This window comes from Vibrio sp. Vb1026 (assembly GCF_033338745.1).
GTDB lineage: Bacteria > Pseudomonadota > Gammaproteobacteria > Enterobacterales > Vibrionaceae > Vibrio > Vibrio alginolyticus.
This window is the reverse complement of record NZ_JAWOTH010000001.1, coordinates 314,832-340,072: the sequence shown is the minus strand read 5'-3', so window position 1 is coordinate 340,072 and position 25,241 is coordinate 314,832. Positions and strand designations below refer to the sequence as shown.

Below are 25,241 nucleotides of genomic sequence, written 5' to 3'. Positions count from 1 at the left end.
GCAGTTATGACCCCAGAACTAACCGTAACGTTATTTTCCGATGCAGTATGGCTGATCATTTTGATGGTTGCCGTATTGGTTGTTCCAGGCTTAATTGTCGGTTTGTGTATCGCCGTATTTCAGGCTGCCACACAAATCAACGAGCAAACACTCAGCTTTTTGCCACGTTTGCTCGTTACCTTATTAATGGTGATTTTTGCAGGTCACTGGATGCTCCGTAAGATCATGGAACTGTTTGATTTCTTGTTCCACAACATACCAGGGATGATTGGCTAATGGCCATCACATTTGCAGAGCTCTCGGCGATACTCGGTCAACTCTGGTGGCCGTTTTTTCGTGTGGGAGCCGTATTTATTTCAATGCCTTTCTTTGGTGATGCAATTATTCCTGTTTGGGTTCGTACTTTACTGGCCCTCTCGATCGTTGTCATTACTGGACCGTTAATGCCACCCATGCCACAAGTCGAATTATTCTCTATGACTTCCCTGTTCCTTGCTTTTGAGCAAGCTATTTGGGGGGTAATGTTTGGGTTAATTTTGCACATGCTCTTTAACGTTTTCACCATGCTTGGTCAGGTGATTTCTCTGCAAATGGGCTTAGGTATGGCGATGATGAATGATCCTATTAACGGGCTTTCTGTCGCCATTTTGGGACGCATATTTCTGATTTTCTCAACCTTGTTGTTTCTTGCGCTAGAAGGACACTTACTCGTCATAGATATCGTGATTCAAAGCTTTGTTGTTTGGCCAGTCGGATCTGGTATCACATCGCTTTCTCTGCAAGGTGTTGTCAATATTTTCGGTTGGATGTTTGCCTCTTCACTAGCTTTGGCTTTACCCGCTATTGTTTCCATGCTTCTAGCCAACATCAGTTTTGGTGTAATGAACCGAGCCGCACCATCACTTAATGTCTATGCGTTAGGTTTTCCTATGACGATGCTGCTGGGTCTATTCAGCGTATTAATCTCAGTTTCTGGTGTTCCTGGTCGCTACACGGCGCTCGTTCACGACACCATTAGACACTTGAGTAACTTTATGTTGGGGGGAGCATGAGCGATCAATCTTCTCAAGACAAAACTGAAAAAGCCTCACCGCAGAAGGTAAAGAAAGCCCGTCAGGAAGGACAAATTCCTCGCGCGAAAGAGTTTACTACTGCGGTTATATTTCTAGCGGTGGCGCTCTACTTTTACTCTCAGCTTAATAGTATTTGGGAAAGCATGTCGGGTATCTTTCGCTACAACATGATGCTGACGCGAGCCGACCTAGAAAATCCTAAACAACTTGTCGAGCAATTGGGACAAAGTTTAGCAGTCATCATCGACATGCTATTACCATTGTTTACCGTCATTATTATCGTGACCTGTGGTAGTAGCCTTGTGCTAGGCGGCTGGATGTTCCGTCCCGCGAACGTGATGCCAAAGCTCAGCAAAATTAATCCTTTGAGCGGGATAAAGCGCATTTTTTCGACCCGCTCAGTGGTTGAGCTCTTAAAGTCGACGTTCAAAGTAGCCGTGATCTTCGGCATCTTATATGGCTATTTAGACAACCACTTACAGCCATTACTTGGCATGCAAAACCTCCCACTCAGCCAAGGTTTTTCTCTAGTAATGTCCATTCTGTTTGAAGGCTTACTCTTAATGGGCTTCGCCTTGTTGTTATTTGGGGTTATCGACATTCCTTATCAGCGTTGGGAACACCTAAAAGAACTCCGCATGACGAAACAAGAATTGAAAGAGGAATTTAAAAATAATGAAGGTCGTCCGGAAGTAAAACAACGTATTCGTCAAATACAGCAACAGTTTGCGCGCCGTAAGATCGATAAAATGGTGCCGACGGCTGACGTGATCATCACAAACCCAACGCACTACGCAGTCGCACTGAAATACGAGCCTTCGCTTTCTGACGCGCCCTTTGTCGTCGCAAAAGGCGTAGACGAAACTGCTATGCACATTCAACGTATCGCCCGAGAAAACAAAGTGGAAATCATTAACTCCCCGCCACTTACCCGTTCGATTTATCACACGACGGCGATTGAACAAGCAATCCCAAGCCAACTGTACATCGCAGTGGCACATATTCTTACTTACGTTTTGCAATTGAAAGCCTTTCGTAAAGGTGAGGGAAAAGAGCCAATTCCTTTACCTCATTTTTCGATTCCAAAACATTTGCAGCACTGATTAACCCGCGTTTATCCAAGGACACGAAAGTATGCTTAACCGGTTAAAACAACTTCAAACATCAACCAAAGGCTACGTTGGCATTCCAATCGTCTTGCTAATGATATTAGCAATGGTGATTCTTCCTTTGCCTCCTCTGCTACTGGATGCGCTGTTTACCTTTAATATCGTCTTAGCAATCCTAGTATTGCTCGTCAGCACAACCGCAAAGCGACCATTAGATTTCTCTGTTTTTCCAACTATTTTGCTGGTCGCAACATTATTACGTCTCACATTGAACGTGGCTTCTACGCGAATTGTACTCCTAGAAGGACATAATGGTGGTGACGCAGCGGGTAAGGTCATTCAAGCATTCGGTGAAGTCGTCATTGGCGGTAACTACGTCGTTGGTATGGTGGTGTTCGTCATCTTGATGATCATCAACTTCGTCGTAATCACCAAAGGTGGTGAACGTATTTCTGAGGTTTCAGCCCGCTTTACGTTGGATGCTTTACCAGGCAAACAAATGGCAATTGATGCCGACTTAAACGCTGGCCTTATCGATCAGGAAACGGCTCGCTTACGCCGTAAAGAAGTCGCCAACGAAGCCGATTTTCATGGTTCGATGGATGGTGCATCAAAGTTTGTGCGTGGCGATGCCATCGCAGGTTTGTTGATTCTGTTTATCAATATCATTGGTGGTATTAGTATTGGTGTCTTCGAGCATGGACTCGCTGCGTCTGACGCCTTTAAAACTTATGCCCTACTCACAATCGGTGATGGTCTAGTTGCTCAAATTCCTTCACTACTATTGGCAACGGCTGCCGCGATTATCGTTACGCGAATTAATGATAGCGATAATGGCATGTCGGAAACCATGCAAAAGCAATTACTGGCAACTCCTGCAACGCTATTTACTGTCGCAGGTATTATGGCGGTAATCGGTATGGTACCGGGTATGCCACACCTAGCCTTTTTTGCGTTTGCTGGCGCATTAGCGTTCGCAGGGTGGCGTCAAACCAAGAAGCCAGTGCAAGACTCCCAGATTGAAGAGGTCGAAGCACTTTCACAAGCGATGCAAGACGATGATACACCGCTGACATGGGATGATATTCCTCACGTCCAAACATTATCACTTGCGCTTGGTTACCGACTCGTCCATCTAGTCAACAAAGAGCAAGGGGCTCCTTTATCACAACGTATCCGCGGTGTGCGTCGAAACCTTTCTGAACAAGTTGGCTTTTTATTACCTGAAGTTCGTATTCGTGACAACCTAAGCCTCAAGCCAAACCAATACACAATTTCTCTAAATGGCGAAGTCATTGAGCAAGGTTTTATTGAACCAGAGCGTTTAATGGCGATAGCGGTTGGCGAAACTTACGGTGAGGTAGATGGCATTTTGGGTAGCGATCCTGCTTATCAGTTGCCAGCTGTGTGGATTGAGCATCAAGATAAAGCAAAAGCACTTAATATGGGTTACCAAGTTGTCGATGATGGCACTGTTATTGCCACTCATATTAGTAAAATCATGAAGACAAACCTTGCAGAATTGTTTACGCACGACGATGTGGAAGCAATAACCCAGCGTTTGACACAACAAGCCCCGAAACTAGCAGAAGCATTAGCAGCAGCACTTAATCCAGCGCAGCAGCTGAAAGTATATCGTCAGCTTTTATTAGACCAAGTGCCACTAAAAGATATTCGCACGATTGCCAACACAATGTTGGAATCCGCGGAAAATACAAAGGACCCGATCCTACTTGCATCTGATGTGCGCTGTGCACTAAAGCGTACGCTTGTTAACTTAATTGCAGGACAAAAGAACGAGTTAAATGTCTACGCACTGTCTGATGAGCTAGAACAAATGCTACTAACTTCACTGCAACAAGCACAATCTTCTGGTACGGTAACACTAGATAGCTTCCCAATTGAGCCAAACATTCTTGGTCAGTTCCAACAAAACTTGCCATTGATCAGACAACAGCTTAAGCAACAGGGGCTACCTCCGATCCTTCTCGTTATGCCACAGCTGCGCCCTCTTCTAGCGCGTTACGCTCGTACATTTACACAAGGGCTGGCAGTATTGTCTTACAACGAAATCCCAGAAAACAAACAAATCAATGTGGTAGGAAACCTTGGTTAATCTTATTTCAACACATGCGATGTACGAACATTTGGTTGGTCTCGCAGTACAACATATCGTCACGGATGACGATCAATTAGTCTTTGATGCTTTAAAACACAATGATGTCCAACACGCATGCCAAGCAATTAGGGAAGCTCAATCAGGGGAAGTAGAATTCCAACACCTGACGTTGAGATTTGGTATGCGTGGAGAACAAAGTGTCTATCAATTCAAACTCTCTGAACAAATGCAGTACTGCCTGGATTTGTTCAGTCTTTACCTTGCACTAAGACAAACACAATTTCAGTTAGAAGCCTTTCACCACGACTTGATTAGTAATGTTGTCGTGCCGATTCGCGTTGATGCATTACTGTGGGAGCCTGGGGTTTATTTTCTCGAACAGACGATTCAATTCCACTCTTCTGCTTTTCAACATGTGATTCCTTCTCTTCAAGCTGATGAAACGTTATGTGATCGTGATAAAGTCGCCACACTCACCAAAAAGTTAAAAGAGAATGCATATTCACTTTGGTTTGAAGTCGCGACATCGCAAGTGAACTTCGAGCGCGTCGCAGACTTTAGTCCCGATATGATCAAATTGTCAGTCACACTAGAAGATAAAGAAGAAAGACACGCTTTCCTACCTATTGCTAAGTTCTTAAGAAAGCATAAATATACTTGGGTTGCCGGACGTGTAGCGAGTCAAACGGAACTTAACCGTTATCGTTTATTGGGTGCCAGTTATTATTTTGGTTATTTCAGCGATATCCCAACCTCTCTCTCCTTTCAGTCTTTTGATGAGGAATAGTTGAAACTCAACCATTTATATTTAAAACAGCACGATTTATTCGTGCTGTTTTTTTATTTATAACGGATAACCACAAGATCATTGGGCAATAGTTTCTTTAACTTAACTAAAAAATTTAGGCTTATATGATGATTTCCCCGGTTTTCATGGAATACAAATCACTAAAAATCATCAATTTTTATCTTTTTTAGAAATTTTTTAATTTTCAAATTAATCATTAAAGCCGACCGACCGCCTCTAGTTAGTGACAAGGGAATATCCCGAGGCCTGAAAGATATAGTGACTAACTAAGGAGACTAAGATGGCTTTATCAATGCACACTAACTACGCTTCGCTTGTAACTCAAAACACAATGAACACAACAAGCGGACTTCTAAACACAGCAATGGAACGTCTAAGCACAGGCTACCGTGTGAACTCAGCTGCTGATGACGCTGCTGGTCTTCAAATTGCTAACCGTCTAGAAGCGCAAACACGCGGCATGTCAGTAGCAATGCGTAACGCACAAGACGGCATCTCTATGATGCAAACTGCTGAAGGTGCGATGGATGAAATGACAAACATCGTTTACCGTATGAACGACCTTGCTACACAATCGTTGAACGGTTCAAACAGTGCAACAGACCGTGCGTCTCTTAACAAAGAGTTCACACAGCTTACTGCAGAACTAAACAACATCGTAGACAACACTAAGTTCGGTGGTCAAAACCTTCTTAAAGGCGGCGGCTTCGGTGCAGGTGACGTAACATTCCAAATCGGTGCATCTTCTGCTGAAACATTGACTGTAAGCGCAAGCGCAGGTATCGGTGAAATCACTACTATCCTTGCTGATGCAGCAATTACAGATGGTATCGATGACGCGACTAAAGCAAAAGCAGCACTAGACAAAATCAGCGGCGCTGACGGTCTAGTAGAAAAAATTGGTAGCTCTCGTGCAGACTTCGGTGCGAACATCAACCGTCTTGAGCACACAATGGCTAACCTTGGTAACATGGTAGAAAACGTTACAGCATCTAAAGGTCGTATCATGGATACAGACTTTGCAGTAGAGTCTTCAAACATGACTAAGAACCAAATGTTGATGCAAGCAGGTACAACTGTTCTGTCTCAAACTAACCAGCTTCCAAGCATGGCAATGTCACTACTACGCTAATTACTTAGTTAATAGTGCGCTTAATTTAAATCGTCTTAATTATAAAGCCTTCCTATGGAAGGCTTTATTTTTATCTACGAATATAAATAGAGCTCGTATTATCTTTGTGAGATTCAGGCACTCTGAATCCGAATTTCAACATAATATTAAATAAAACCTTATTAAACAGTTCTAATTCTATCGTCTCTAACTTGCTTCCTATTTTACTATCTCTAAGTTCAGGAAAATTGAACTTAGCTTCCTTTAAGATACTAGCTATCTCATCAGAATTGATGCTCTGTTTACTTAATAGTTTTTTGTTAATGAACTCTTCATATGCACGAGCACATTTCATCAATCGTAACGCAAATTCATTCATAACTGACATTCTTTGAAACGTAAAAAATTTAATTTTTAGTGAGAACACTTGCACATCGCACTATCAAAAATAATATCAGAACGCAATTAATGCACTCTGTAAGAATTATCTGAATCAAGCTGAAGTAAAGGCTGAATATAACGTCTAATTAAAACATCTCTCCTAATTAGAACCGTCAATACAATTAAATATTTTCTTTGTTTAGGTCGCCTTTTCTTATAAGGAAATTACTTTTTCCATGGAGGAAGGCGGAACAAACAAGGTGGAAACACCACTTCCTCCCAAGAAAACAAAATAGCTTTAAACCTTTGTTTTAATTGGATTTAATATACGGCACGCATCTTGCCACTGATAATTAAACTAAGGCGTAGCATTCAAAGTATTCAAGCCAATAAGAGATGAGAGGAGCACACCTCATGAGTTCTTTAGACCCAGTAAAAATGGCAACCCAATTCGCACAATTGGACACAAACCCATTCAAAAACCGTTACCAAGCGCAAGCTAATGTGTACCAGTCACAACTGTCAGCTTTTAATAAAGTTGAAAGCGCACTACGTGATTTTCGTACTGCAATGAAAGAGATGAATAACAGCACAAACAGCATCATCAAAAACAGTGCGACACTCTCTCAAGAAGGTAACTTTACTGCAAACGCGGATGCTAAAGCGCTAACGGGTAACTATCAGATTTTTGTAGAAAAAGTGGCAACGGCGCATCAAGTATCTACAGGAATGCCGGCAGACCTTGAGGCAACGACAGAAGTACCAACAACTGGATCTTTAGAATTCACCATCAACGGTGAAACAATGACTCTAGACTTGTCCTCCGTTGATGTTAATGGTGACGGCACTGCAACGATCAGCGATTTAGCCAGTGCGATTAACAATCACACGGACAACCCTGGCGTTAACGCCACTCTAGTTCGCTCGAATGGTCAAACACACTTTATGCTATCGAGCACTGAGACTGGTGTCGAAAATAAGATCAACGTATCTGCATCGGGTACTGGCCAAGCGTGGTTTGAAGACGCCTTCACCAACCTCAAGCAAATCAACGCTCCGCAAGATGCGGTTATGTGGCTAGGTGCAAAAGACTCAGGCCTGAAACTAACCAACGCAAGTAATACTTTTGAAGGTGTCATCGACGGTGTTGACATTACCGTATCTAAACCGCAAGCCGCGGGAGATTCTCCAATCGGTTTAAAAATTGGAGCTGATAGCGAAGGCACTAAAGAACAACTAGATAAGTTTGTGGAAACCTACAATGCCCTTGTTTCGACTATCGATCAGTACACCCAAATTGGCGGTGAAGATCAGAAACGCGGCGTGCTCGCTAGCGACTCGACATTGCGTTCTATTGAGAGTCAGTTAACGGGGTTAATCCGAGGTGAACACAATGGTATGCGCCTAAGCGAAATCGGCGTGAGCCTAGACCGCAACGGTAAAATGAAAGTTGATCAAGAAAAGTTCAAAGAAGCTCAACAAACAAACAGCGCAGGCTTAGAGGCGTTGTTTAATGGGGATGACGCTTTGCTAGATTCTCTTGACGCGATGGTAGAGCCTTTCTTGAAATTCTCATCAGGTACCTTCAGCACGCGTAAAGACGCAATACAGTCAAGCTTAGACCGAATCAAAGATAAACAAACCAATTTAGAGCGTAAGTACGAAATGTCGTACAACCGCTATCTCAAACAATTCACTCAAATGAATTCAATTATGACCCAAATGAACCAAACCATGTCCATGTTTAATGCTCAAAAATAAGACATTTGGTTCCAAATTTAGGAGAAATATTCATGCTTATGGATTCTGGTTACGATTCGTACCAACAAGTCGATCTCGACGCTCAAGCGGCAGCAGCAAATCCACACCAATTAGTCATCATGTTAATCGATGGCCTACTCGATGAAGTTGAACGTATTCGCGGCCACCTAGCCGCAAATCGTTTGGCCGAGAAAGGGAATGGAATCAACAAATGCATGAACATCTTGATTGGACTAACAAGTGCTCTAGATGATGAAAACGGCGGTGAAATTGCGGAAAACCTACGCCAGCTTTATGACTTCTGCCAAGTCGAACTTTATTACGCTAGCGTGCAAAACGATGCAAATCGCTTGGTTAACGTTGAGCGTGTAATGGGTAACATTCGTGAAGGTTGGATGAATTTTGGACAACAAGCATAAAGTATCGCCAGAGCGATTCCGTCATTTATCTCAGCTCATCCAGTTCGCCGCAAAAACGGCCGATTGGCATGCGCTCAAGCGGTACGACTTGCAGTTGCGAGAGCTTTTGATCAGTCACAAGCCTTTTTTGAAAGATCCTAAGCTTGCACCTGAAATCCAGCGAGCGAAAACAGTGCACGCTAATGCCTTCGCAGTATTAGAGAAGTCGACCAACGAGTTGAAAAAAGAGATGAACATGGTCAATGACCATCAAGAACGCGCTATGGCCTATCAATTAGCAATGACCATGGAGCTAACTCAATGATCATACCTTCTTCAACTCAGCACTCGGGTAATTCGCCAGCTAACAATGAGGGTCACATCAAGCAAGCGAACTCGGTACACGGCTTTTCTCATGGTTTTAAATCAGGGAACAAGCAGAATGGTGAGCAAGACTTTAACTCTGCGTCAGCGGTACCGAGTTTTCACCTTACGGCCTCTACTTTGAACAACGCAAACAAAGTACAAAGTCATGGTTTTGATACTGATGACCGCTCAGCTTCAGATCCGGATGCCAACTTGACCAGTACACCAGGGTTAACAGAATCGACTGATCTTGCAGCGCAAGCTCAAGCTTTAACCCAGGGTATGATTACCATGGCAGAGAAGCAGGCTGAGAAACTAGGAAAAGCGTCATCTTTAATGACTGCGAGCGAAGTTAAGTCTGTTACTCAAGATTCGTCTAACGCTATGTTAAACACATCATCAAAACAAGATGTGAAGCAAAGTCTGCCGACTTCATCGAGTTCGCGTTTGCCTATCTCCGGTGCTGAGTTTCAAACTCTTTTGAATCAACCTGTTCAAGGGCAACCAACCGCATCTCTACTTCAAGCACAAGCCCCTACAACACAATCTGCACATTCACCGGTTGCGACGAGTCATGTTCAAGCTCAAGGCTCTGAGTGGGCAGCGGTGCGTGTTGATACCACTGCCGGAAAGTGGGGGGAGCAAATGATGCAAGTATTACATGATCGCGTGACGCTCCAAGCTCAACAAAATGTACAAGAAGCAAAAATCCGCCTAGACCCACCAGACTTAGGGAAATTGGATTTACTTGTACGTGTTGAAGGTGACCGATTGAGTGTCCACATCAACGCCAATGCCGCAGCAACACGAGAAGCTTTAATGCAAGTTTCGGAACGATTGCGTACTGAGTTACAAGAGCAAAACTTCGTTCATGTCGATGTCAATGTTGGCTCTGATCAAAACCAAGGTCGAAATGACCCACATGCAAACGAAGAAGACGCCAATATTTTCGCCGCACGAGAATCTGGTGCATTCCAAACCACGACAACAACTAACTATTCAGAACACTGGCTAAGCACTCAAGCTTAGTAAATCTTCGAGGAAAAAGGTTATGACCAAACAACAAATGATCGCCCTGTTTATCGCCATGATCATCACCAGTGCCCTCGTTTCGGCCGTCACAATTATGGGCGGAATCTGGTACTTAAACAAACACGCTCAAGAGTCACCTGACTCTGGTTCACTGATCGAAGACTCTCCACTGTCTTTTTTGGTCACAGAACAACCGACAAGTAAAGGTCCTAGCTTCCATCCTTTGGACAAAGTCGTTTTGACCGTTAAAGGCAAGAAACAGACTCACTTTGTGATGCTAGAACTGGCAATTGAGACACGCCGTCCAGAGCGTATCAAAGAGATCGATGAATACATGCCTATGGTACAAAACTCTCTATTAAAACTGTTTAGCGACAAAACGTTTGATCAGTTACAGCAAGCGGGTGCCATCGATATTCTGCAAGACGAAGTGAAGCAAACGCTTCTACTCGCTTTTGCCAAAACAGACATCGTCCGAGAAATCGACGATGTTTTGTTGACTAAATATGTTGTGCAATAACGGAGCACAACCATGTTAGACATGAATGTACAAGACACTTACACCACAGAAGAGGAAGTGACAACACCGTCACGACCAATTGATGAAAACGCATTGCTACAACGTCATCAGGTCATGGTAAAACGCGTAGTTAACCAGCTGCGCGTTCATGCCACTTCTCACTGTAGTATTGAAGATATGCAGCAGATAGGCCTTATCGCTCTAGTCGAGGCTGGACGCCGATATGGCGATGTTGACGATCCTCACTTTCCTGCTTTCGCCGTTTGTCGAGTTCGGGGAGCTATTTTAGACGAATTACGCCGACTAGATTGGCGTTCACGTAAGACTCGTCAACAAGCCCACGAGCTCAACGACGTGACTCGAGATCTCACTCGAACGTTAGGTCGAATGCCAACGGATGCCGAAATCATCCAGGCTTTAGGGACGAATGAGCAAGATTATTACAACCGCCAAAATGCCGCTCTCGCAGGCGAGATGCAAAGCCTTGACCAACTGATGGAGAGCAGCGGTGATAGCTACATTGGCGGACAATACGATGGCATGGAACATGAACATATTCGTCGTAGTTTAGACAGTGCTTTGGGTAAGTTACCTAAGCGCGATCAACTGCTCCTGACTCTGTTCTATCAACATGAACTCAACTTACACGAAATAGCTCTGGTATTGGATCTGACACCACCTCGTATATGTCAGCTTCACAAACAAGCGCTGAAACAACTCAACCAATTAATGTCCTCTTAGGAGTCACAAGATGCAAAAGTTTTTTGGAGTGCTCACTATCCTGGTGTGCGTCTTCGGTGGATATATGTGGGCCGGTGGTAGCTTAGGTGCTATCTGGCAGCCAGCCGAATTCCTTATCATTATTGGCGCCGCTGCTGGTTCTTTGATCATCGGTAATCCGCCTCATGTACTGAAAGAAATGCGTCGCCAAGTGCCAGCGACCATTAAAGGTCCAACAGAAGAGCATGAGTACTACATGGAATTAATGGCACTACTCAACAACTTGCTAGAGACAGCGAGAAACCGCGGATACAAGTTTCTGGATTCTCATATTGAGGCTCCGGAGCAAAGCTCTATGTTCCTCGCTTACCCGACGATCGCAGAAGATCATCGCCTAATTTCTTTCATTACTGACAATTTACGTTTAATGGCAATGGGACAGATGTCGCCTCATGAATTAGAGGGACTGCTAGAGCAAGAAATCGAAGCAATACAGAACGAAATGCTTTTACCTTCACGCTCACTACAGCGTACAGCAGAAGCACTACCTGGCTTCGGTATTCTTGCAGCAGTTGGTGGCATCATTATCACCATGCAAGCTATTGATGGCTCAATCGCCATGATTGGTTATCACGTTGCGGCAGCTCTCGTTGGTACATTCATTGGTATTTTCGGTTGTTACTGTGGCTTAGATCCACTAAGTAACGCCATGGCTCAGCGAGTAAAACGTAATATGACTGCTTTTGAGTGCGTTCGTGCAACCTTGGTTGCCTACGTAGCGAAAAAGCCGACATTGCTCGCCATTGACGCTGGTCGTAAACATATTCAGCTAGACATCAAACCAACATTCAACCAAATGGAGAAGTGGTTAGCTGAACAGGAGGGATAATGCAAAAACAAGAGCATGTAGTGTTCAAACGTGCCAAAGTATACAGCCATGATGAGTCGTCTCATGGCGGCGCGTGGAAAGTCGCGTTTGCTGACTTCATGATCGCCCTAATGGCGCTGTTTCTTGTACTTTGGGTTATGCAGGTGGTAGACAAAGAAGAGCGTAAAGCGATTGTTGCCCACTTGCATAGTTCAAGCGTATTCGACAAGAGTTACGGCAACCCATTTGATACGTCACAAAGTATTTCTCCTATCGACTTGGCACAGGACTCTTCTGTGCCAAGTAAACACAACTCCAACCATGTGGTAAGCTCTTACTTCAAAGGTGATGGGGATGGACCAGAAATTGATTCTTTGATTCCTGGTAACTTCGATACTCAAGAGCAACTTGCCGCACTAGCGAAAGTAATTGAGCAAATGACTGCCCAAATTAATGCGCAGGGAAATGTAAACGTCACGGTGACACCACAAGGTTTGCGTATTGTCCTTCAAGATGATTACAAACAGCATATGTTCAGCCGTGGTGGTGCAGAACTTACTCCTTTTTTTGAAGATTTACTGCTCGCACTAGCACCTGTATTTCATCGTGTTAACAACCCTCTGATCATCAGCGGACACACAGATGCAATTCCATTTAAAAAGCGTTTTGGTCGTCAATCTAACTGGGCGTTATCAGCCTCTCGAGCAGACGTAGCAAGAAATACGTTAGTTGAAGGCGGTATGCCGGACGATAGAGTAATGCAGGTAACGGGTATGTCAGATAGAGCGCTGCTTAATCCTGATGAGCCAGATTCTAGCGAAAACCGTCGTATTGAGCTGTTTGTTTTAACGACTCCTGCCGCTAAAGTGCTTGAAACCCTTTTTGGCAACCACCAAGAAAGTGAACTGCAAAAAGCGAAAGATAAGGCTGAATTTAACCAACCAGTCATTCGTCAAGAAGTCATCAATTACTCCGGCGATACCGCCACCAGCGAAGTAAAAATTCAAGAATTATAATCTTAAAAGGTCACCACTCTGATGGTGACCTCTCTAACCAAAGCCTCTGTTACTGTGACTTTTTAGTTGAGTTCTATATGCACATAACATCATCCGAAAAAAGAAAAAGCGACTTACTGAAGAAAGCCTTTTTATGGCTCATTGTCTTCGATTACCTTTTATTGGCGTTTTTCTTAACTCAGCTATCAAGTATGACACTAAACAGCGGAACCATGATCAGCTTGTTACTTGTTGTTTATAACGTCTTACTTGTTTCGCTATGTTTTCAACGAACCAACAAGCAGGACTCTTACATTATCTACCCTGTTTTGTCCGCAACGTTATTAGCATTTGTCTGCTTTCTTTACTTCTTTTTTTTAATTTAGCTCCCCGACTCGACCATTGATTTTATTTTTACTGCTTTTTCGAAGTGGTCGAGCTGATGAGTCTGAATCCACCACGTAGCCGCTTCCATCAACAGCTCTGGGTCGTCATTTTTATTAGCGAAAAACGCATAAAATGAGAGACCAACCAATTCACCTTTACTCGCGATCTTTTTGTCACAGACCTCTATAATTTTGTCTCTCAGCGAAGCTCTCATTTCTAACCCCTTAACCTAGTACATACTCACTAACCATACGGTTGAAAGAAATCAAATCAAACGAGCCTTTAATTTCAAAACGCACTCTTCCCACCTCACTCATGAAGAACTCGATTTCACAATCCAAATCAAAAGTACCAGAGGTCTCGATAGAAAATGCATTGATCTTACTGTAAGGCAAAGAAGTGTAATCCACTTTTGAGCCGGTAATCCCTTGCACATTTGCCGCTATCACTCGCTTGTTCGTAAACACCACTTGGTCACGAACTGTTTTAAAAGCAGCGAAAATAGTCTCACCATCAATCAAGAACTTAAGGAAGTCTTCTCTGGCATTAGAAACGTCAATCGGCTTAAGCTTAAATACAGAGGAATTGTCGAAATCAATCATAATTAATCCTTTGAGTGGGCGTTAGAACGAATTATCAACGTATCAGATAGCACCACTTTTGCCTACTCGCAACGCACGTTTCTGCTTGATTCGCCCAACAACGAAGCGTCACTCACTTCCACCCTTGCATCCATTGCTCAGAGTCTTTTAGGTCTTGCCAGTTCATCTCTTGGTCGCGTTTACTCATGACTGCCTCGATGACACATCTCACAACGTTACCATCTTCATCTAGTTCCATTTCCGTCACGACAAAATGCTTCTCTTTGTTTTTAGGTGAAATTGCCGTCCATTTACTGTGCAATAGTTTCTTAGGGTGGATTCTGTTCATCGCATTGTACCAATTTAACTACCATGTTGATGTATACGACTGAATACCAAGAGAGAATCAGATTTTGTTTTTGCAAACCGACAAAAGATAAAACCGCAAAAGAGATCACTCCCTTTCGCGGCTCTAACTACAATCCGACTAGGTCTTCTGACCATTCAATCGAGGATTTAAGTACTGACTTTGTAGCAACTGTAACCCTTTACCGACCAGAACAATCACTATCGCGCCAATCAGGACAGGCGTGAAGAGAAAACTCCATCCCTGCCCAGACGCCATGATCAAAATTGGATTTGCACCCGCAGGTGGATGAGTGGTCTTCGTAATCAGCATCGCAGACACACCCAGCCCCGTCGCAATCGCGAGCGTGACCGGCGTGACGTCAACATACTGGCTAAACGCAATACCGATAGAGGCCGTGATGAAGTGACCAATGATCACGTTTTTGGGTTGAGCAAGAGGGCTGCCTGGCACCCCAAACACCAGTACTGCGGTAGCACCAAATGGTGCCATCAGGAGTACTACCTCAGTAAGAGATACCTCGGCGTAAGACAACACACCAATAGCCAGCGTAGCGCCAAGTCCGGCAACCAACGATAAAATTAAATTATTCATAAACACCTCAAAAGTAGACCAAATTGTCTACAAAATAAAATAGACAAACCTGTCTACCTTTGTCAATATGTGTTTATGGAACTTTTTGAGGACGTAGTTATGAACAAAAAGAAACAGTTATTGATCGACACAGCTTTGTCACTGTTTTACAAACAAGGCATCAACTCTATTGGCATCAATGAAGTTCTCAATGTTTCCGGCGTGGCTAAACGCACGCTATATAACCATTTTGAGAGCAAAGAAGCGCTTATCATCGCCGCATTAGAACAACGCCACCAAATATTTATGGAATGGTTGGAGGAAAAGCTTTCTTCAGCACAAACGTGCGCGGAGGTGATCGATCAGTTATTTACAGCACTCAACGGCTGGTTTCATGGCTCTGAAGAAAAATTGGGCGAGTTTCGCGGTTGCTTTTTCATCAATACGTCCGCGGAATTCAGTGACGACAGTGGCGAGATCGCAACGTATTGCCGCTACCATAAGCAGCAAGTCAGAGAGCTAATTCAACGCTATCTCAAATCAGACAACGCTGCATTACTCGATGCCATTTGCATCATGAAAGAGGGCGCGATCACTACCGCTTACATGACGAAAGAGTACGACAACGTCACGAAAAAATGCGTGACCATTTTGCACAAGCTGTAATGCGGTCAGGTATAGTCATTTGCGGATTAAGTATTCAAACGAAAGGCACCAATCGGTGCCTTTTGTTTTAGTTAGTCAGTGTACTTATAGCTCGTGTTCAGTACGAGCGATGATGTCGTCTTGCGCATCTGGTGATAGCGCGGTGAAGAAGGCTGAGTAGCCTGCAACTCGCACAACAAGATCACGATATTGTTCAGGGTTCTTCTTCGCAGCTAGCAAGGTCTCACGAGAGACGATGTTGTACTGCACGTGCCAACCTTTGTGGTGGTTGAAGAAGGTACGAATCAACATAGAAAGCTTGAGCTTATCCCCTTCAGACTCAACCGCTGCAGGGCTTAACTTCTGGTTAAGCAGCACGCCACCAAGGATCTTATTCGCTTGGATCTTACCGACCGAGTTGTACACAGCTGTTGGGCCTAAACGGTCTGAGCCAGATGACGGGCTTGCACCTTCTGCCAATGGCGTTTTCGCTTTACGACCATCTGGCGTTGCCATGGTTGAAGCACCGAATGGGACGTTTGCCGAGATACTTGATGTACCTGCGTAGTAACCGCCGCCAATTGGACCACGCCCATGACGCGTATTAACGAACTGCTCTAGCTCATCAATGTACACTTGGTACGCGTCTGCCAGTAGTTGATCTACTGCGTCATCATCGTTACCGTATTTTGGTGCAAAGTTGATAAGACGTTGGCGAAGTTGTTCGTTCTCCATGCCGTCGAAATCTTCAGCCAATGCTTTTGCTAGCTCTGGCTGAGTGATTTGCGCATCATCGAAAACAAGGTGCTTGATGGCTGCTAGGCTATTACCTAAGTTTGCGATACCGACTTGTAAGCCAGATACCCAATCGTATTTCGCGCCACCTTCTTTCACGGTTTTACCGCGAGCCAAACAGTCATCCACCAGCGTTGAGCAGAAGATGTCTTGTGCTTGCTGTTCAAGCACGCTGTCGACTACTGTATCAATCTCAATCGATTTACGGGTGTAGTAGCGGATTTGCTCTGCCCAAGAAGCCGTCACTTGCTCAAAGTTCTCAAAGTTACCTTTTGCTAATGACTTATCGTGTGGCAAGAAAGCTTTACCCGTTGTTGCATCCACACCTTCGTTCAATGAAGCGAGCAGGATACGAGCAAAGTTAATGAAGCTCATGCCCGTGCAACGGTAACCCCATTTGCCCGGAACCGCCGTCTCGATACAGCCGATAGATGCATAGTTGTAAGCGTCTTCTTTCTCTACACCAAGCTTGATGAATTCAGGGATGACAATTTCATCGTTGTTGAACGCAGGCATACCGAAGCCGCACTTAATCACTTCGATACAGCCCATTAAGAACTCTTGGTTCAAACCTTCGTGGTAACGCACACTCAAGTTAGGTTGCGTTGAACGTAACTGACCGCAAGATTCCAGAATCGCCCAAGAAAGTGGATTCACTGCGTCTTCAGGCTCACCCTTTTCATTCAACTTCTGACCGCCGATACACACGTTTTGGTACAGCGGAGAACCTGCCGATGCTTTTGAGTGTGCACCAGAGCGAATCTTGTTTACTTCAAGCAACTTCAACCAGCAGCTTTGTAAAAGCTCTAGTGCGAAGTCTTTCTCAATCGTGCCGTTTTCGATATCGCGAACATAAAATTCGTTGAGGAATTGGTCCATACGACCGAAAGAAACCGAGTGACCGTTCGATTCGATTTGTAGCATCAATTGAACGAAGTAGCTCAATTGCAGTGCTTGCCAGAAGTTTTCCGGCGCATCACTCGCGACATGACGACAGTTTGCCGCAATGCTTTCTAACTCAGCTTTGCGCAGCGGGCGCGTCTCTTCTAACGCCATTTTTGCCGCCAATTCAGCGTAGCTCACCATGTGATCTTGAATGGCAAGCAGTACAATTTCGACCGATTTGTAGAACTGCTCTTTCTTCAAGCCTTCAAAGGTCGAAACATCATTGTTAGCACGGTGCTGACGAACATCCTCTAGCAAACCGTTCATGCCTAGCTTAAGGATTTTCTCGTTATCCACCGCTAGGTGTGCGTCACCCGAAGTCATATTGCCTTCGGCTTTAATGATGGTGCTGGCTAAGATTTCTTGCTGCTCATCAGTAAACAAGCCATAACAACGGTCTTGAACGGTTTTACCTCGCCAGTACGGTGTGATGCTGTGGATGCTTTGCTTATCTTCTTCAGTGACCGCAAAGCCTGCACCAGGACGGTCGGCTAGCTCATCAATTTCCGCTTCAATCCAACGTACAGTGTATTCTGGGAAGATAGGCGCAGCGCGTACTTTGCTCGCTTGGTTACCGACGATTAACTCATCATGCTTAATCCAAATCGTACGAGTGCGTAAGTGCTCTTGCAGTGCTAGCGCACGTTGGACAATTACAGGTTTGTCTTCGTTCGCTTGATAAGCACGAGTGTATGCCTCTGCACGCTCGGTACAGACAGGTGGCGTTACGATATTTACCAGTGCCGATTTGTGCGCTTTGATACGCTCAGGAAGGTAATTCAGGTCCATAGTTAACCTCTTACAATCACGTTAAGTTGGGTGTTTTCGCTTGCGTATTGCATGGCGCTTTCTAGCAGTTCTGGTTTGTTTAATGGCTTGTCAGAACACTCGTAAGGCATATCGAGCAAACGGTATTTATTGATGCCGAGCGTGTGGTACGGCAGCAAGTGAAGTTCTTGGCAGCTTTCTAGTGAAGCCGCAAAATCGATGATGTCTTTCAACTCTTCGATGGTGTCATTGAACCTCGGCACAACGGGAACGCGAATCACAATGCGTTTCGCGATAGGTGCCAGTTTTCGGAAATTGTCTTTGATGCGTTTTAGTGAACCTTTCGCCCAGCTAAGAAACTTTTCTTCGTCGGTATGTTTTAAATCCGCCAACCAGCAATCAATATGCGGCGCGGCTTTTTCGACGTACTTCCACGGCACATGCATGCACGATTCAATAGCGGTAGAGACTTGGTTGTCATGCAGACGCTGCGCGAGTTCTGCCACCAAATCCGCTTGCATGAGAGGCTCACCACCGGAGAAGGTCACGCCACCTTGGCTTTGGTCATAGAAAGGTTTGTCTTTCATTAAGGTGTCGAACAGCATGTCTGATTTTGCATCTTCACCACAGACGGTCAGTGCTTGCGTAGGACATACGTTTCGCAGCGCGATCAGTTGGTCTTCTTTGATGGCTTTGCGATTGATGATGATCTGGTTGTCGATGCGTTGAATACCATCGCTCACCGTTTCACTACCCGCCGTGGTTTGAGTTGTAGCTTGATACGCAGAAACGCACAGCTGGCAATCTTCCATGCAGCTTCGCTGATCAAACAACAGTGAATGCTTTTCGCTGCGGCTTTCTGGGTTTTGACACCAAGGGCAAGACAAGCTGCATCCTTTAAGAAAAAGAATGGAACGAATGCCATCGCCATCATGGGTAGAGAATCGTTGGATATTGAAATACATCTCTGCTTGCCTCTTGGTCTGTGCTACCGCTGTGTACTTAATCTGTTTCTTGCTGGTTAAGCCTTATGAACGGCTTTTCTTTGTTCTAACTGAAAGCTTCATTTGAGTGTTCACAAGTTTCACTTAACTTTCATTTGATGAAATTATTATAGTTTCAAATGAAATTTCAATTGATCGAAATCAAGATCTCGTTCGATTGTCAGATCTATAGTGATCCCATCATCAAAACGAAGATTTTGTTTAAGGTAGAAACCATGATTGAACTTTATTTAGATACTGCTGATGTGGCAGAAGTAAAACGCTTTAACCAATGCCTACCGCTAAAAGGCGTGACGACAAACCCAAGCATTTTGGCGAAGTCAAAACAGGGACTGAATGAAACCCTAGCAGGCATGCAAGAAGCACTTGGCGGTACACCTCGCTTTCACGCTCAAGTCGCGAGTTCAACCGTCGAAGGCATGGTGGCAGAAGCGCGCCAACTGAATGAATTGCCTTACGATATGGTGGTAAAAGTGCCAGCCACAGAAACAGGCTTAGCTGCAATTAAGCTAATGAAAAAAGAGGGAATTCAGGTTCTTGCTACCGCTATCTATTCAGCTCAACAAGGGTTCCTTGCAGCACTGTGCGGTGCAGACTATCTAGCACCTTACGTAAACCGCATTGATGCGATGAACGGCAACGGTGTTGAAGTGGTCGCGGATCTTCAATTGTTGCTCGATCAAAACCAACTACCAGCGAAGATTTTGGCAGCCAGTTTCAAGAACACTCAACAAGCGATGGAGGTGATGAAACTTGGTATCGAAGCCATTACATTACCAACCGATGTGGCGGCACAAATGTTCGCACATCCAGCAGTAAAACCGGCGGTTGAACAGTTCGATAAAGACTGGAAAGAGACGTTCGGCGAGAAGCTTTCATTTGAAAGCTAATTAAAAATAGCAGCTAGACTTCATAGTTAACAATAAAGGGAATCTTAACTCACCCTGTGCGCCGGTGAACTTAAGGTTCCCTTTTGTATTTCATATAAACAGGTGAGGTTTACAGTAGTTCTCTATTGGTCAGTGACCAAAGGTACACGCGCTTTAGTAAACTGATTTTGATCCTTTTACGAATACCTCGTTTGGAATGGCGGAGTCGGTTTGGTAGCGCAATGGCTTTCACCTCGGTTTTCATTTCTTTTCCATCCACCAACACAGTAGACCCCCGATGCAGTAAGCCAGCAGATCTTTCCAATCAAATGTGGCGCCCAAAATCACAGCCAGAGGCGATGAAGATTCGATACCAAGCCAAACCGTGACCTGTAACAATTGCCCTAACTCAACAGCAAACGCAATCAACACCACCAGTGAAACCAGCCAGTTAACGGGCATGGAGAACAAGCTTGCAAGAAAGTAGTAGAGCCAAACCACAACGAGAACATCACCAACTGTCGGACGAATAAAGCTGTCTCGAACATAGAGCGCGATAACGACCAATGCGATAAAACACACCAAGCTTTTGAGTCCATTTTTTGCAGAAAATTGCAGGCGGATAGCAGACGTTTCTTCCACCATATTGCTTGGCTGCCCAGTGAGAATTGCTCGTTTAAACATCTTCATGATTCGCCTTTGCGCTTTCTTCCGCTTTCTTATTTCGTGCGTACCAGTCGATGTTGCGTGTAATAACCATAGTGAAGCTCAAAATCGCGAAACACAGCAATGTCCCCATAACCAATGCGTAGCTTTCTGCTTGTAGCAAGCCAAACAGTAATCCGTAGAGAGTGAGCAAACACGCTCCGAATACCGCGCCGTGCGTGGTGTTGCTCAACATACCGCTCACGTACACACTTAAAAGTCCCGTCGAGGCGATTGCCGACACCACATACGCCCAGTTAAAGCCGAGGTGTTCACTCATCGAAATCAACAACAGATAGAAAAGCGCTAAAGCCAGACCAATAAAGCCGTATTGCACTGGGTGAACCGGACGCGCTTGGAACAGCTCCAGTAAGAAGAAACTCGCAAATACTAATGTGATAACCAACAGTGAATAGTTCACAGCTCGGTGAGACTTCAAATAGTGGTCAACGGGGTCAATCAAATCTACGCCCATTTGTCGCTGTTCAAGCTCGTGACACGCATGATTCGATGACAAACAGCTTTGGAACAGCTGCGCGATATTGGTAGAGAAGTTATTGCTCGCCCACTGTGCATTAAATCCATCTTCAGATACCTCTGACGACACCGGTAAGTAATCACCGATAAAGCTTGGATGCGCCCATTTTGAAGAGAGCTCAACCGTTGTTTGACTGCCGATTGGTGTGACTTGAAGCTGCCCCATCCCTTGCAACAAGAAGTTAAGATCGAATGCCAAAGGTTGTTCTGCGTTTAGGTCTGCAAGTGTCAGAGTACTGTGGAAGCCTTGTGGTAACTGGTCTAACCCCGTTCCCGGTGCGACTTCGATGTTAGCACTCGCCATGGTCATGTCATCCAAACGAATTAATCCGCGGCTGTCTTCAATGCCAACCACTAGGCTCATGTTGTCAATATCAAGCCCATGCAACGCCGCGAGATCGTCTGCATCGAAAGTGCCTTTCAGTGCCACTTGTGCTTTGTATAAACGCGCACGGTAAATGCCTCGGTACTTTTCAAAACTGTCCAGATTCGCGCTCATATCAAAAGTGCTAGGTAAAAGAAATTTACGACGCTCTTTAATCTGTACTTTGTCATCTCGGTAACTGGTTTCGGTGTAGTTAACCATGATGAATGGACCAATGATGCGCTGCTCGCCGCTGCTACTGCGTGCGATGTCGTTTCTGACTTCATCTTGGCGATATGAGCGTTCTGAGATCAGCCCTGTGACCATTGAAAGCGGGATTTGCAGTAAGACAAACAAAAACAGCACGAAGGCGAACTTCGTGCCGAGTTGGTTATTGAGGATCTTTTTCATGTTTCATTCTCCATTTGCTGATGGGAGTAATCTAAATCAGCAATTTGGAGAACGAATGGAGCTAATGTGGAGTTTCTATGGAGTTGGTAAAACCAGCGTCACTTTCACGCCAGAATCGACGTTTTCGACTTGCAACTTACCCTTGTGCAGTTTGATCACTTGCTCAACAAAATTCAGCCCGAGCCCAGTGCTCTTAACACCATTTTTCCGAGCGAGGGAGTAGAAGCGCTCGGTTAAACGAGGCATTGCATAGTCGGGAATATGAGGACCTGAATTGAAAATCGACAGGCACACCTTTTCTTTCGTGACCTCAGTTTTCCACTCAATGCGTCCCTCTGAATGAACAAAATCCAGCGCATTGTCCATCAGGTTAAAAACGGCTTGTTTCAGTAAGAAGGCATCACCAAGCACGGCTTGGTGGTCATCAATTTGGATGTTGGCAATCACCGACTTTGCACTCAAACGCGCATCCGCCGATTCAACCACTTCATTGACCATTTGTTTTAGCGAGATAGCTTCGACTTGCTCTAGATCGGGGCGCTTTTCAAGACGAGCCAGTTCGAGCAACTTATCAATCAATGACTGCATGCGGTCGCTTTCTCGCTCAATGTTGCCAGCAAAGCGCGTGACCTTTTCTGCAGGCAACGGCATTTGCAATATTTCACTCGCGCCTTTAATCGCTGATAACGGGCTTTTCAGCTCATGAGTCAGCGTCTGTACGTACTCTTCCACATATTGTTTACCATCGAGTTGATTGCGCATCTTCTCTAATGCGTCGCTTAGCGTGCCGTACTCATAAAAGATACGAAATGTCGGCTTAGAGACCTTTTCACCTTCACCCATTTTGGTCGCGTAGTCTTCTAGCTTGTTCAGTGCTGAGTGAATTCGCCAAGCAAACAATGCCCCTGCCAATAGCACTAAACCACTCATCCACACCATCCAAAACAGCACATTGCGTTTAGATAGATCGATGAAGGGTTGTACTGAGCGATTGGATTTTGCCACCGTCACGCTACCAATGATTTCGCCTTTGTGGTAAACGGGCGCAGCAACGTGCATAACGGTTGAGAGTGGATCTTTCGGGTCTTCGATGGTACTGCGCGCGCCGTATTGACCACGCAACGTGAGATACACATCGTTCCATTGCGAGTAGTCTTTGCCTACGTCTTGCTGCCAAGAATCCGCAATCACAATGCCTTGTTTATCGGTGATGTAAATTCGATGGTTAATCGCTTTTTTGCCAATTTCCCAAATGCGCGCTTGGGGTTCTCGCTGCCCATAAGCCGCTAGTAGTTTGGAGAAGCGACTCTCAGACAACTTTCCGTTTGCAACGTCTTCTTCCGCCAATACCGCAAGCAAGTTCGCCATATCCACCAGCGTCTCTTCGGTGGTTTGACGCACGGTTGGCTTCAGTTCTTGGACAACGGTTTTGCTCACCATGTAAGCCGTCATTCCGACTAAGATGAAGTAGAGAAAAAACAGTCTGAGTCCAAGCGGGATCTTCGGCCAGCGATTCATCATTCACCTTTAGTGCAGTAAAAGTAACCAAAGCCACGTTTGGTACAGATGCGTTCAGACATCTCAAACGGCTTCAACTTATGGCGAATGGCTTTGATGTGGGTATCGATATTGCGCTCGTATGCAGCCTCTGGCGCCATGTCTGCCGCGACCATGAGCTGCTCTCGGCTCAATACATTGGAAGAGACGGAAATCAGCCTATCGAGGATCTTAAATTCCACCGCAGTTAACCCAAGCATTTGTCCACCGACACCGTAGTCGAAGTTCTGCGCAACCAAATCTTGACTAAATTGAGGTTGTTCTGGAACAGCTACAGGCTCTGGTTTGTGCTCCATCATTGGCGCTTTAGCTTTGATTCGAAGTTTAATGCGAGCCAACATTTCGCGCGGGCTAAATGGCTTAGTCACGTAATCATCCGCGCCAATTTCCAAACCGACTACGCGGTCAATTTCATCGCTTCTTGCGGTGAGAAAGATTATGGGAATATCAGAAAACTCACGGATGGTTTTGCATAATTCAAAACCATTGCCATCCGGTAAGCCTACGTCTAAGACAAGTAACGCTGCGGAGTTGTGCTGCAAAAAAGCTAAGCCCTCTCCTGCTGTTGCAAACCACTCTGCGTGGTAGCCATCCATCTCTAATACATGAATCAGGTTCTCTGCGATAGCAGATTCATCCTCGATAATAAGGACGGTGGGTTGTTCGCTCAATGTCTTAGCCTCATTGACGGTGTTTATCTTTATGTTGGTATTATCACTTAATTTGGGGCCAAGGCTAGTGGATTGATGCAGCAAAGGCGCAGTTCGTGGATAATACTAATCAAACACACTTCTATTCAGCATAATAAATTTATCACTTAGATTAATGAGTCACCACAATTGTGAATACAATGATTTCAACCATTGATATGAACAGTGTTCATTTTAAACTCAAGTTATCAATTCGATTTTATTTAAAGGACAGTCACTGATGAAAAGAGCGCTAATCCCCCTGGCTTTACTGACTTTGCTCTCAGGTTGCGCCAGCATGTCTCCGGATGAGTGCAAAACGGCAAACTGGTACAACGTAGGTTATCAAGATGGCCGAGATGGCAACGATCCAAACATTATCAATAGCTATACCGAAGACTGTGGTGAAGCGGGTGTGACACCCGACCGAGCGAAATGGAAAGAAGGCTTTGATAAAGGCACTATCCAATATTGCTCACCAGACAATGGGTACACTGTCGGTATCGAAGGCAAAGAATATTACGGTGTATGCAGCAGCAAAGAGTTTATTGAGAACTACCAGTTAGGTCATCAAGAATATCAACGCCAGCAACGCATCCAACAAATCGATACTGAAATCTCGGTCATCGATAATCAGCTTGATGGCAATCCAGACAAAGATAATGCCAAACGTCTGAAAGAGAAGAGAAAGCGATTGGCTGACGAGCGTTCAAGCCTCTTGTCGCCAACCATCAACTTGAATCTGAATTTCTAAATCGATTGGATTTAGCTTCTAAAAATTCA

The 25,241-nt window shown here is 44.8% G+C and carries 29 protein-coding genes; 18 read left to right on the top strand and 11 right to left on the bottom strand.

All coding sequences use genetic code 11. The features are described 5' to 3' along the window. The first annotated feature begins 6 nt into the window (after nt 1–6). The 6 genes from fliQ (at nt 7) to lafA (ending at nt 6,241) form a co-directional block, all read left to right on the top strand. Nucleotides 7–276, top strand: coding sequence for a flagellar biosynthesis protein FliQ (gene fliQ / locus R7E47_RS01550; RefSeq protein ID WP_005375036.1), 270 nt, complete (start codon nt 7–9; stop codon nt 274–276). Further along, nucleotides 276–1,052: a flagellar biosynthetic protein FliR gene (fliR, locus tag R7E47_RS01545; protein ID WP_005375027.1), complete on the top strand. Its 777-nt coding sequence runs from the start codon at nt 276–278 to the stop codon at nt 1,050–1,052. The genes fliQ and fliR overlap by 1 nt, the downstream gene beginning before the upstream one ends. Next, nucleotides 1,049–2,176, top strand: coding sequence for a flagellar biosynthesis protein FlhB (flhB, locus tag R7E47_RS01540; protein ID WP_005375025.1), 1,128 nt, complete (start codon nt 1,049–1,051; stop codon nt 2,174–2,176). The genes fliR and flhB overlap by 4 nt, the downstream gene beginning before the upstream one ends. A 31-nt stretch (nt 2,177–2,207) precedes the next feature. Beyond that, a complete protein-coding gene (gene flhA / locus R7E47_RS01535; protein ID WP_005375024.1) occupies nt 2,208–4,298 on the top strand; it encodes a flagellar biosynthesis protein FlhA in 2,091 nt (696 codons plus the stop codon). A gap of 19 nt (nt 4,299–4,317) precedes the next feature. Beyond that, the gene (locus R7E47_RS01530; RefSeq protein ID WP_005375023.1) at nt 4,318–5,088 is read left to right on the top strand and encodes an EAL domain-containing protein; all 771 of its coding nucleotides are present in this window, start codon (nt 4,318–4,320) and stop codon (nt 5,086–5,088) included. 301 nt (nt 5,089–5,389) lie between these two features. Next, entirely contained in the window at nt 5,390–6,241 is an 852-nt protein-coding gene (gene lafA, locus R7E47_RS01525) for a lateral flagellin LafA (RefSeq protein WP_005375019.1), read from the top strand. Nucleotides 6,242–6,311: 70 nt separating this feature from the next. Here the strand turns inward: lafA and R7E47_RS01520 are convergent, their stop codons facing one another. After that, a complete protein-coding gene (locus tag R7E47_RS01520) occupies nt 6,312–6,599 on the bottom strand; it encodes a hypothetical protein (protein ID WP_005375016.1) in 288 nt (95 codons plus the stop codon). 416 nt (nt 6,600–7,015) lie between these two features. On the opposite strand from R7E47_RS01520, the gene fliD reads away from it, so the two are divergent. From fliD to R7E47_RS01475, 9 genes are all read left to right on the top strand, one after another. Continuing rightward, a complete protein-coding gene (fliD, locus tag R7E47_RS01515) occupies nt 7,016–8,362 on the top strand; it encodes a flagellar filament capping protein FliD (RefSeq protein ID WP_005375015.1) in 1,347 nt (448 codons plus the stop codon). 32 nt (nt 8,363–8,394) lie between these two features. Next, nucleotides 8,395–8,781 (top strand): flagellar export chaperone FliS, encoded by a 387-nt coding sequence (gene fliS / locus R7E47_RS01510; protein WP_005375014.1) that lies wholly within the window; start codon nt 8,395–8,397, stop codon nt 8,779–8,781. Then, nucleotides 8,765–9,085 (top strand): hypothetical protein, encoded by a 321-nt coding sequence (locus tag R7E47_RS01505; protein ID WP_005375013.1) that lies wholly within the window; start codon nt 8,765–8,767, stop codon nt 9,083–9,085. Before fliS ends, R7E47_RS01505 begins: the two co-directional genes overlap by 17 nt. Continuing rightward, nucleotides 9,082–10,155 (top strand): flagellar hook-length control protein FliK, encoded by a 1,074-nt coding sequence (locus tag R7E47_RS01500; RefSeq protein WP_017634432.1) that lies wholly within the window; start codon nt 9,082–9,084, stop codon nt 10,153–10,155. The genes R7E47_RS01505 and R7E47_RS01500 overlap by 4 nt, the downstream gene beginning before the upstream one ends. 22 nt (nt 10,156–10,177) lie before the next feature. After that, nucleotides 10,178–10,678: a flagellar basal body-associated protein FliL gene (gene fliL, locus R7E47_RS01495; protein ID WP_005375011.1), complete on the top strand. Its 501-nt coding sequence runs from the start codon at nt 10,178–10,180 to the stop codon at nt 10,676–10,678. 12 nt (nt 10,679–10,690) lie between these two features. After that, nucleotides 10,691–11,419, top strand: coding sequence for a FliA/WhiG family RNA polymerase sigma factor (locus tag R7E47_RS01490; protein ID WP_005375008.1), 729 nt, complete (start codon nt 10,691–10,693; stop codon nt 11,417–11,419). Nucleotides 11,420–11,429: 10 nt separating this feature from the next. Then, nucleotides 11,430–12,287 carry a flagellar motor stator protein MotA gene (gene motA, locus R7E47_RS01485; protein WP_005375006.1) on the top strand — a complete coding sequence of 286 codons (858 nt, stop codon included), beginning with the start codon at nt 11,430–11,432 and terminating at the stop codon, nt 12,285–12,287. Next, on the top strand, nt 12,287–13,282 hold the full coding sequence (locus R7E47_RS01480; protein WP_005375003.1) for a flagellar motor protein MotB: 996 nt from the start codon (nt 12,287–12,289) through the stop codon (nt 13,280–13,282). Before motA ends, R7E47_RS01480 begins: the two co-directional genes overlap by 1 nt. A 77-nt stretch (nt 13,283–13,359) precedes the next feature. Continuing rightward, a complete protein-coding gene (locus R7E47_RS01475) occupies nt 13,360–13,647 on the top strand; it encodes a hypothetical protein (RefSeq protein WP_005375002.1) in 288 nt (95 codons plus the stop codon). On the opposite strand, the gene R7E47_RS01470 is transcribed toward R7E47_RS01475, so the two are convergent. From R7E47_RS01470 to R7E47_RS01455, 4 genes are all read right to left on the bottom strand, one after another. Beyond that, entirely contained in the window at nt 13,644–13,862 is a 219-nt protein-coding gene (locus tag R7E47_RS01470) for a DUF6500 family protein (RefSeq protein WP_017634431.1), read from the bottom strand. The genes R7E47_RS01475 and R7E47_RS01470 overlap by 4 nt on opposite strands. Nucleotides 13,863–13,872: 10 nt before the next feature. After that, nucleotides 13,873–14,250, bottom strand: coding sequence for a PH domain-containing protein (locus R7E47_RS01465; protein WP_005386881.1), 378 nt, complete (start codon nt 14,248–14,250; stop codon nt 13,873–13,875). Nucleotides 14,251–14,362: 112 nt separating this feature from the next. Beyond that, complete coding sequence (locus R7E47_RS01460) at nt 14,363–14,578, bottom strand: TIGR02450 family Trp-rich protein (protein ID WP_054576599.1); 216 nt, start codon at nt 14,576–14,578, stop codon at nt 14,363–14,365. A gap of 138 nt (nt 14,579–14,716) precedes the next feature. Continuing rightward, nucleotides 14,717–15,190: an HPP family protein gene (locus R7E47_RS01455; protein ID WP_064369614.1), complete on the bottom strand. Its 474-nt coding sequence runs from the start codon at nt 15,188–15,190 to the stop codon at nt 14,717–14,719. A gap of 99 nt (nt 15,191–15,289) precedes the next feature. Here R7E47_RS01455 and R7E47_RS01450 point away from each other — a divergent pair, with 99 nt between their 5' ends. Next, complete coding sequence (locus tag R7E47_RS01450; protein ID WP_064369613.1) at nt 15,290–15,835, top strand: TetR/AcrR family transcriptional regulator; 546 nt, start codon at nt 15,290–15,292, stop codon at nt 15,833–15,835. An 84-nt stretch (nt 15,836–15,919) separates the two neighbouring features. Here the strand turns inward: R7E47_RS01450 and R7E47_RS01445 are convergent, their stop codons facing one another. Beyond that, the gene (locus tag R7E47_RS01445; protein ID WP_213867892.1) at nt 15,920–18,343 is read right to left on the bottom strand and encodes a formate C-acetyltransferase/glycerol dehydratase family glycyl radical enzyme; all 2,424 of its coding nucleotides are present in this window, start codon (nt 18,341–18,343) and stop codon (nt 15,920–15,922) included. 2 nt (nt 18,344–18,345) lie between these two features. Then, on the bottom strand, nt 18,346–19,287 hold the full coding sequence (locus R7E47_RS01440) for a glycyl-radical enzyme activating protein (RefSeq protein WP_318083627.1): 942 nt from the start codon (nt 19,285–19,287) through the stop codon (nt 18,346–18,348). Between the two features lie 254 nt (nt 19,288–19,541). Here R7E47_RS01440 and R7E47_RS01435 point away from each other — a divergent pair, with 254 nt between their 5' ends. Further along, complete coding sequence (locus tag R7E47_RS01435) at nt 19,542–20,216, top strand: fructose-6-phosphate aldolase (protein ID WP_318083625.1); 675 nt, start codon at nt 19,542–19,544, stop codon at nt 20,214–20,216. Nucleotides 20,217–20,456: 240 nt separating this feature from the next. Here the strand turns inward: R7E47_RS01435 and R7E47_RS01430 are convergent, their stop codons facing one another. From R7E47_RS01430 to R7E47_RS01415, 4 genes are all read right to left on the bottom strand, one after another. Then, nucleotides 20,457–20,885 carry a DUF2809 domain-containing protein gene (locus R7E47_RS01430; RefSeq protein ID WP_318083623.1) on the bottom strand — a complete coding sequence of 143 codons (429 nt, stop codon included), beginning with the start codon at nt 20,883–20,885 and terminating at the stop codon, nt 20,457–20,459. Then, complete coding sequence (gene creD / locus R7E47_RS01425) at nt 20,872–22,212, bottom strand: cell envelope integrity protein CreD (protein ID WP_318083621.1); 1,341 nt, start codon at nt 22,210–22,212, stop codon at nt 20,872–20,874. The genes R7E47_RS01430 and creD overlap by 14 nt, the downstream gene beginning before the upstream one ends. Before the next feature lie 75 nt (nt 22,213–22,287). After that, nucleotides 22,288–23,730, bottom strand: coding sequence for a two-component system sensor histidine kinase CreC (gene creC, locus R7E47_RS01420; protein WP_318083809.1), 1,443 nt, complete (start codon nt 23,728–23,730; stop codon nt 22,288–22,290). Beyond that, the gene (locus tag R7E47_RS01415) at nt 23,730–24,440 is read right to left on the bottom strand and encodes a response regulator (protein WP_005374975.1); all 711 of its coding nucleotides are present in this window, start codon (nt 24,438–24,440) and stop codon (nt 23,730–23,732) included. The genes creC and R7E47_RS01415 overlap by 1 nt, the downstream gene beginning before the upstream one ends. A gap of 259 nt (nt 24,441–24,699) precedes the next feature. On the opposite strand from R7E47_RS01415, the gene R7E47_RS01410 reads away from it, so the two are divergent. Next, complete coding sequence (locus R7E47_RS01410) at nt 24,700–25,212, top strand: DUF2799 domain-containing protein (RefSeq protein WP_005374970.1); 513 nt, start codon at nt 24,700–24,702, stop codon at nt 25,210–25,212. Nucleotides 25,213–25,241 lie beyond the last annotated feature (29 nt).

Coding starts and splice junctions, on each gene's coding strand:
- fliQ (WP_005375036.1), top strand. CDS start 7: ATGACCCCAGAACTAACCGTAACGTTATTTTCCGATGCAGTATGGCTG.
- fliR (WP_005375027.1), top strand. CDS start 276: ATGGCCATCACATTTGCAGAGCTCTCGGCGATACTCGGTCAACTCTGG.
- flhB (WP_005375025.1), top strand. CDS start 1,049: ATGAGCGATCAATCTTCTCAAGACAAAACTGAAAAAGCCTCACCGCAG.
- flhA (WP_005375024.1), top strand. CDS start 2,208: ATGCTTAACCGGTTAAAACAACTTCAAACATCAACCAAAGGCTACGTT.
- R7E47_RS01530 (WP_005375023.1), top strand. CDS start 4,318: ATGTACGAACATTTGGTTGGTCTCGCAGTACAACATATCGTCACGGAT.
- lafA (WP_005375019.1), top strand. CDS start 5,390: ATGGCTTTATCAATGCACACTAACTACGCTTCGCTTGTAACTCAAAAC.
- R7E47_RS01520 (WP_005375016.1), bottom strand. CDS start 6,599: ATGAATGAATTTGCGTTACGATTGATGAAATGTGCTCGTGCATATGAA.
- fliD (WP_005375015.1), top strand. CDS start 7,016: ATGAGTTCTTTAGACCCAGTAAAAATGGCAACCCAATTCGCACAATTG.
- fliS (WP_005375014.1), top strand. CDS start 8,395: ATGCTTATGGATTCTGGTTACGATTCGTACCAACAAGTCGATCTCGAC.
- R7E47_RS01500 (WP_017634432.1), top strand. CDS start 9,082: ATGATCATACCTTCTTCAACTCAGCACTCGGGTAATTCGCCAGCTAAC.
- fliL (WP_005375011.1), top strand. CDS start 10,178: ATGACCAAACAACAAATGATCGCCCTGTTTATCGCCATGATCATCACC.
- R7E47_RS01490 (WP_005375008.1), top strand. CDS start 10,691: ATGTTAGACATGAATGTACAAGACACTTACACCACAGAAGAGGAAGTG.
- motA (WP_005375006.1), top strand. CDS start 11,430: ATGCAAAAGTTTTTTGGAGTGCTCACTATCCTGGTGTGCGTCTTCGGT.
- R7E47_RS01480 (WP_005375003.1), top strand. CDS start 12,287: ATGCAAAAACAAGAGCATGTAGTGTTCAAACGTGCCAAAGTATACAGC.
- R7E47_RS01475 (WP_005375002.1), top strand. CDS start 13,360: ATGCACATAACATCATCCGAAAAAAGAAAAAGCGACTTACTGAAGAAA.
- R7E47_RS01470 (WP_017634431.1), bottom strand. CDS start 13,862: ATGAGAGCTTCGCTGAGAGACAAAATTATAGAGGTCTGTGACAAAAAG.
- R7E47_RS01465 (WP_005386881.1), bottom strand. CDS start 14,250: ATGATTGATTTCGACAATTCCTCTGTATTTAAGCTTAAGCCGATTGAC.
- R7E47_RS01460 (WP_054576599.1), bottom strand. CDS start 14,578: ATGAACAGAATCCACCCTAAGAAACTATTGCACAGTAAATGGACGGCA.
- R7E47_RS01455 (WP_064369614.1), bottom strand. CDS start 15,190: ATGAATAATTTAATTTTATCGTTGGTTGCCGGACTTGGCGCTACGCTG.
- R7E47_RS01450 (WP_064369613.1), top strand. CDS start 15,290: ATGAACAAAAAGAAACAGTTATTGATCGACACAGCTTTGTCACTGTTT.
- R7E47_RS01445 (WP_213867892.1), bottom strand. CDS start 18,343: ATGGACCTGAATTACCTTCCTGAGCGTATCAAAGCGCACAAATCGGCA.
- R7E47_RS01440 (WP_318083627.1), bottom strand. CDS start 19,287: ATGTATTTCAATATCCAACGATTCTCTACCCATGATGGCGATGGCATT.
- R7E47_RS01435 (WP_318083625.1), top strand. CDS start 19,542: ATGATTGAACTTTATTTAGATACTGCTGATGTGGCAGAAGTAAAACGC.
- R7E47_RS01430 (WP_318083623.1), bottom strand. CDS start 20,885: ATGAAGATGTTTAAACGAGCAATTCTCACTGGGCAGCCAAGCAATATG.
- creD (WP_318083621.1), bottom strand. CDS start 22,212: ATGAAAAAGATCCTCAATAACCAACTCGGCACGAAGTTCGCCTTCGTG.
- creC (WP_318083809.1), bottom strand. CDS start 23,730: ATGAATCGCTGGCCGAAGATCCCGCTTGGACTCAGACTGTTTTTTCTC.
- R7E47_RS01410 (WP_005374970.1), top strand. CDS start 24,700: ATGAAAAGAGCGCTAATCCCCCTGGCTTTACTGACTTTGCTCTCAGGT.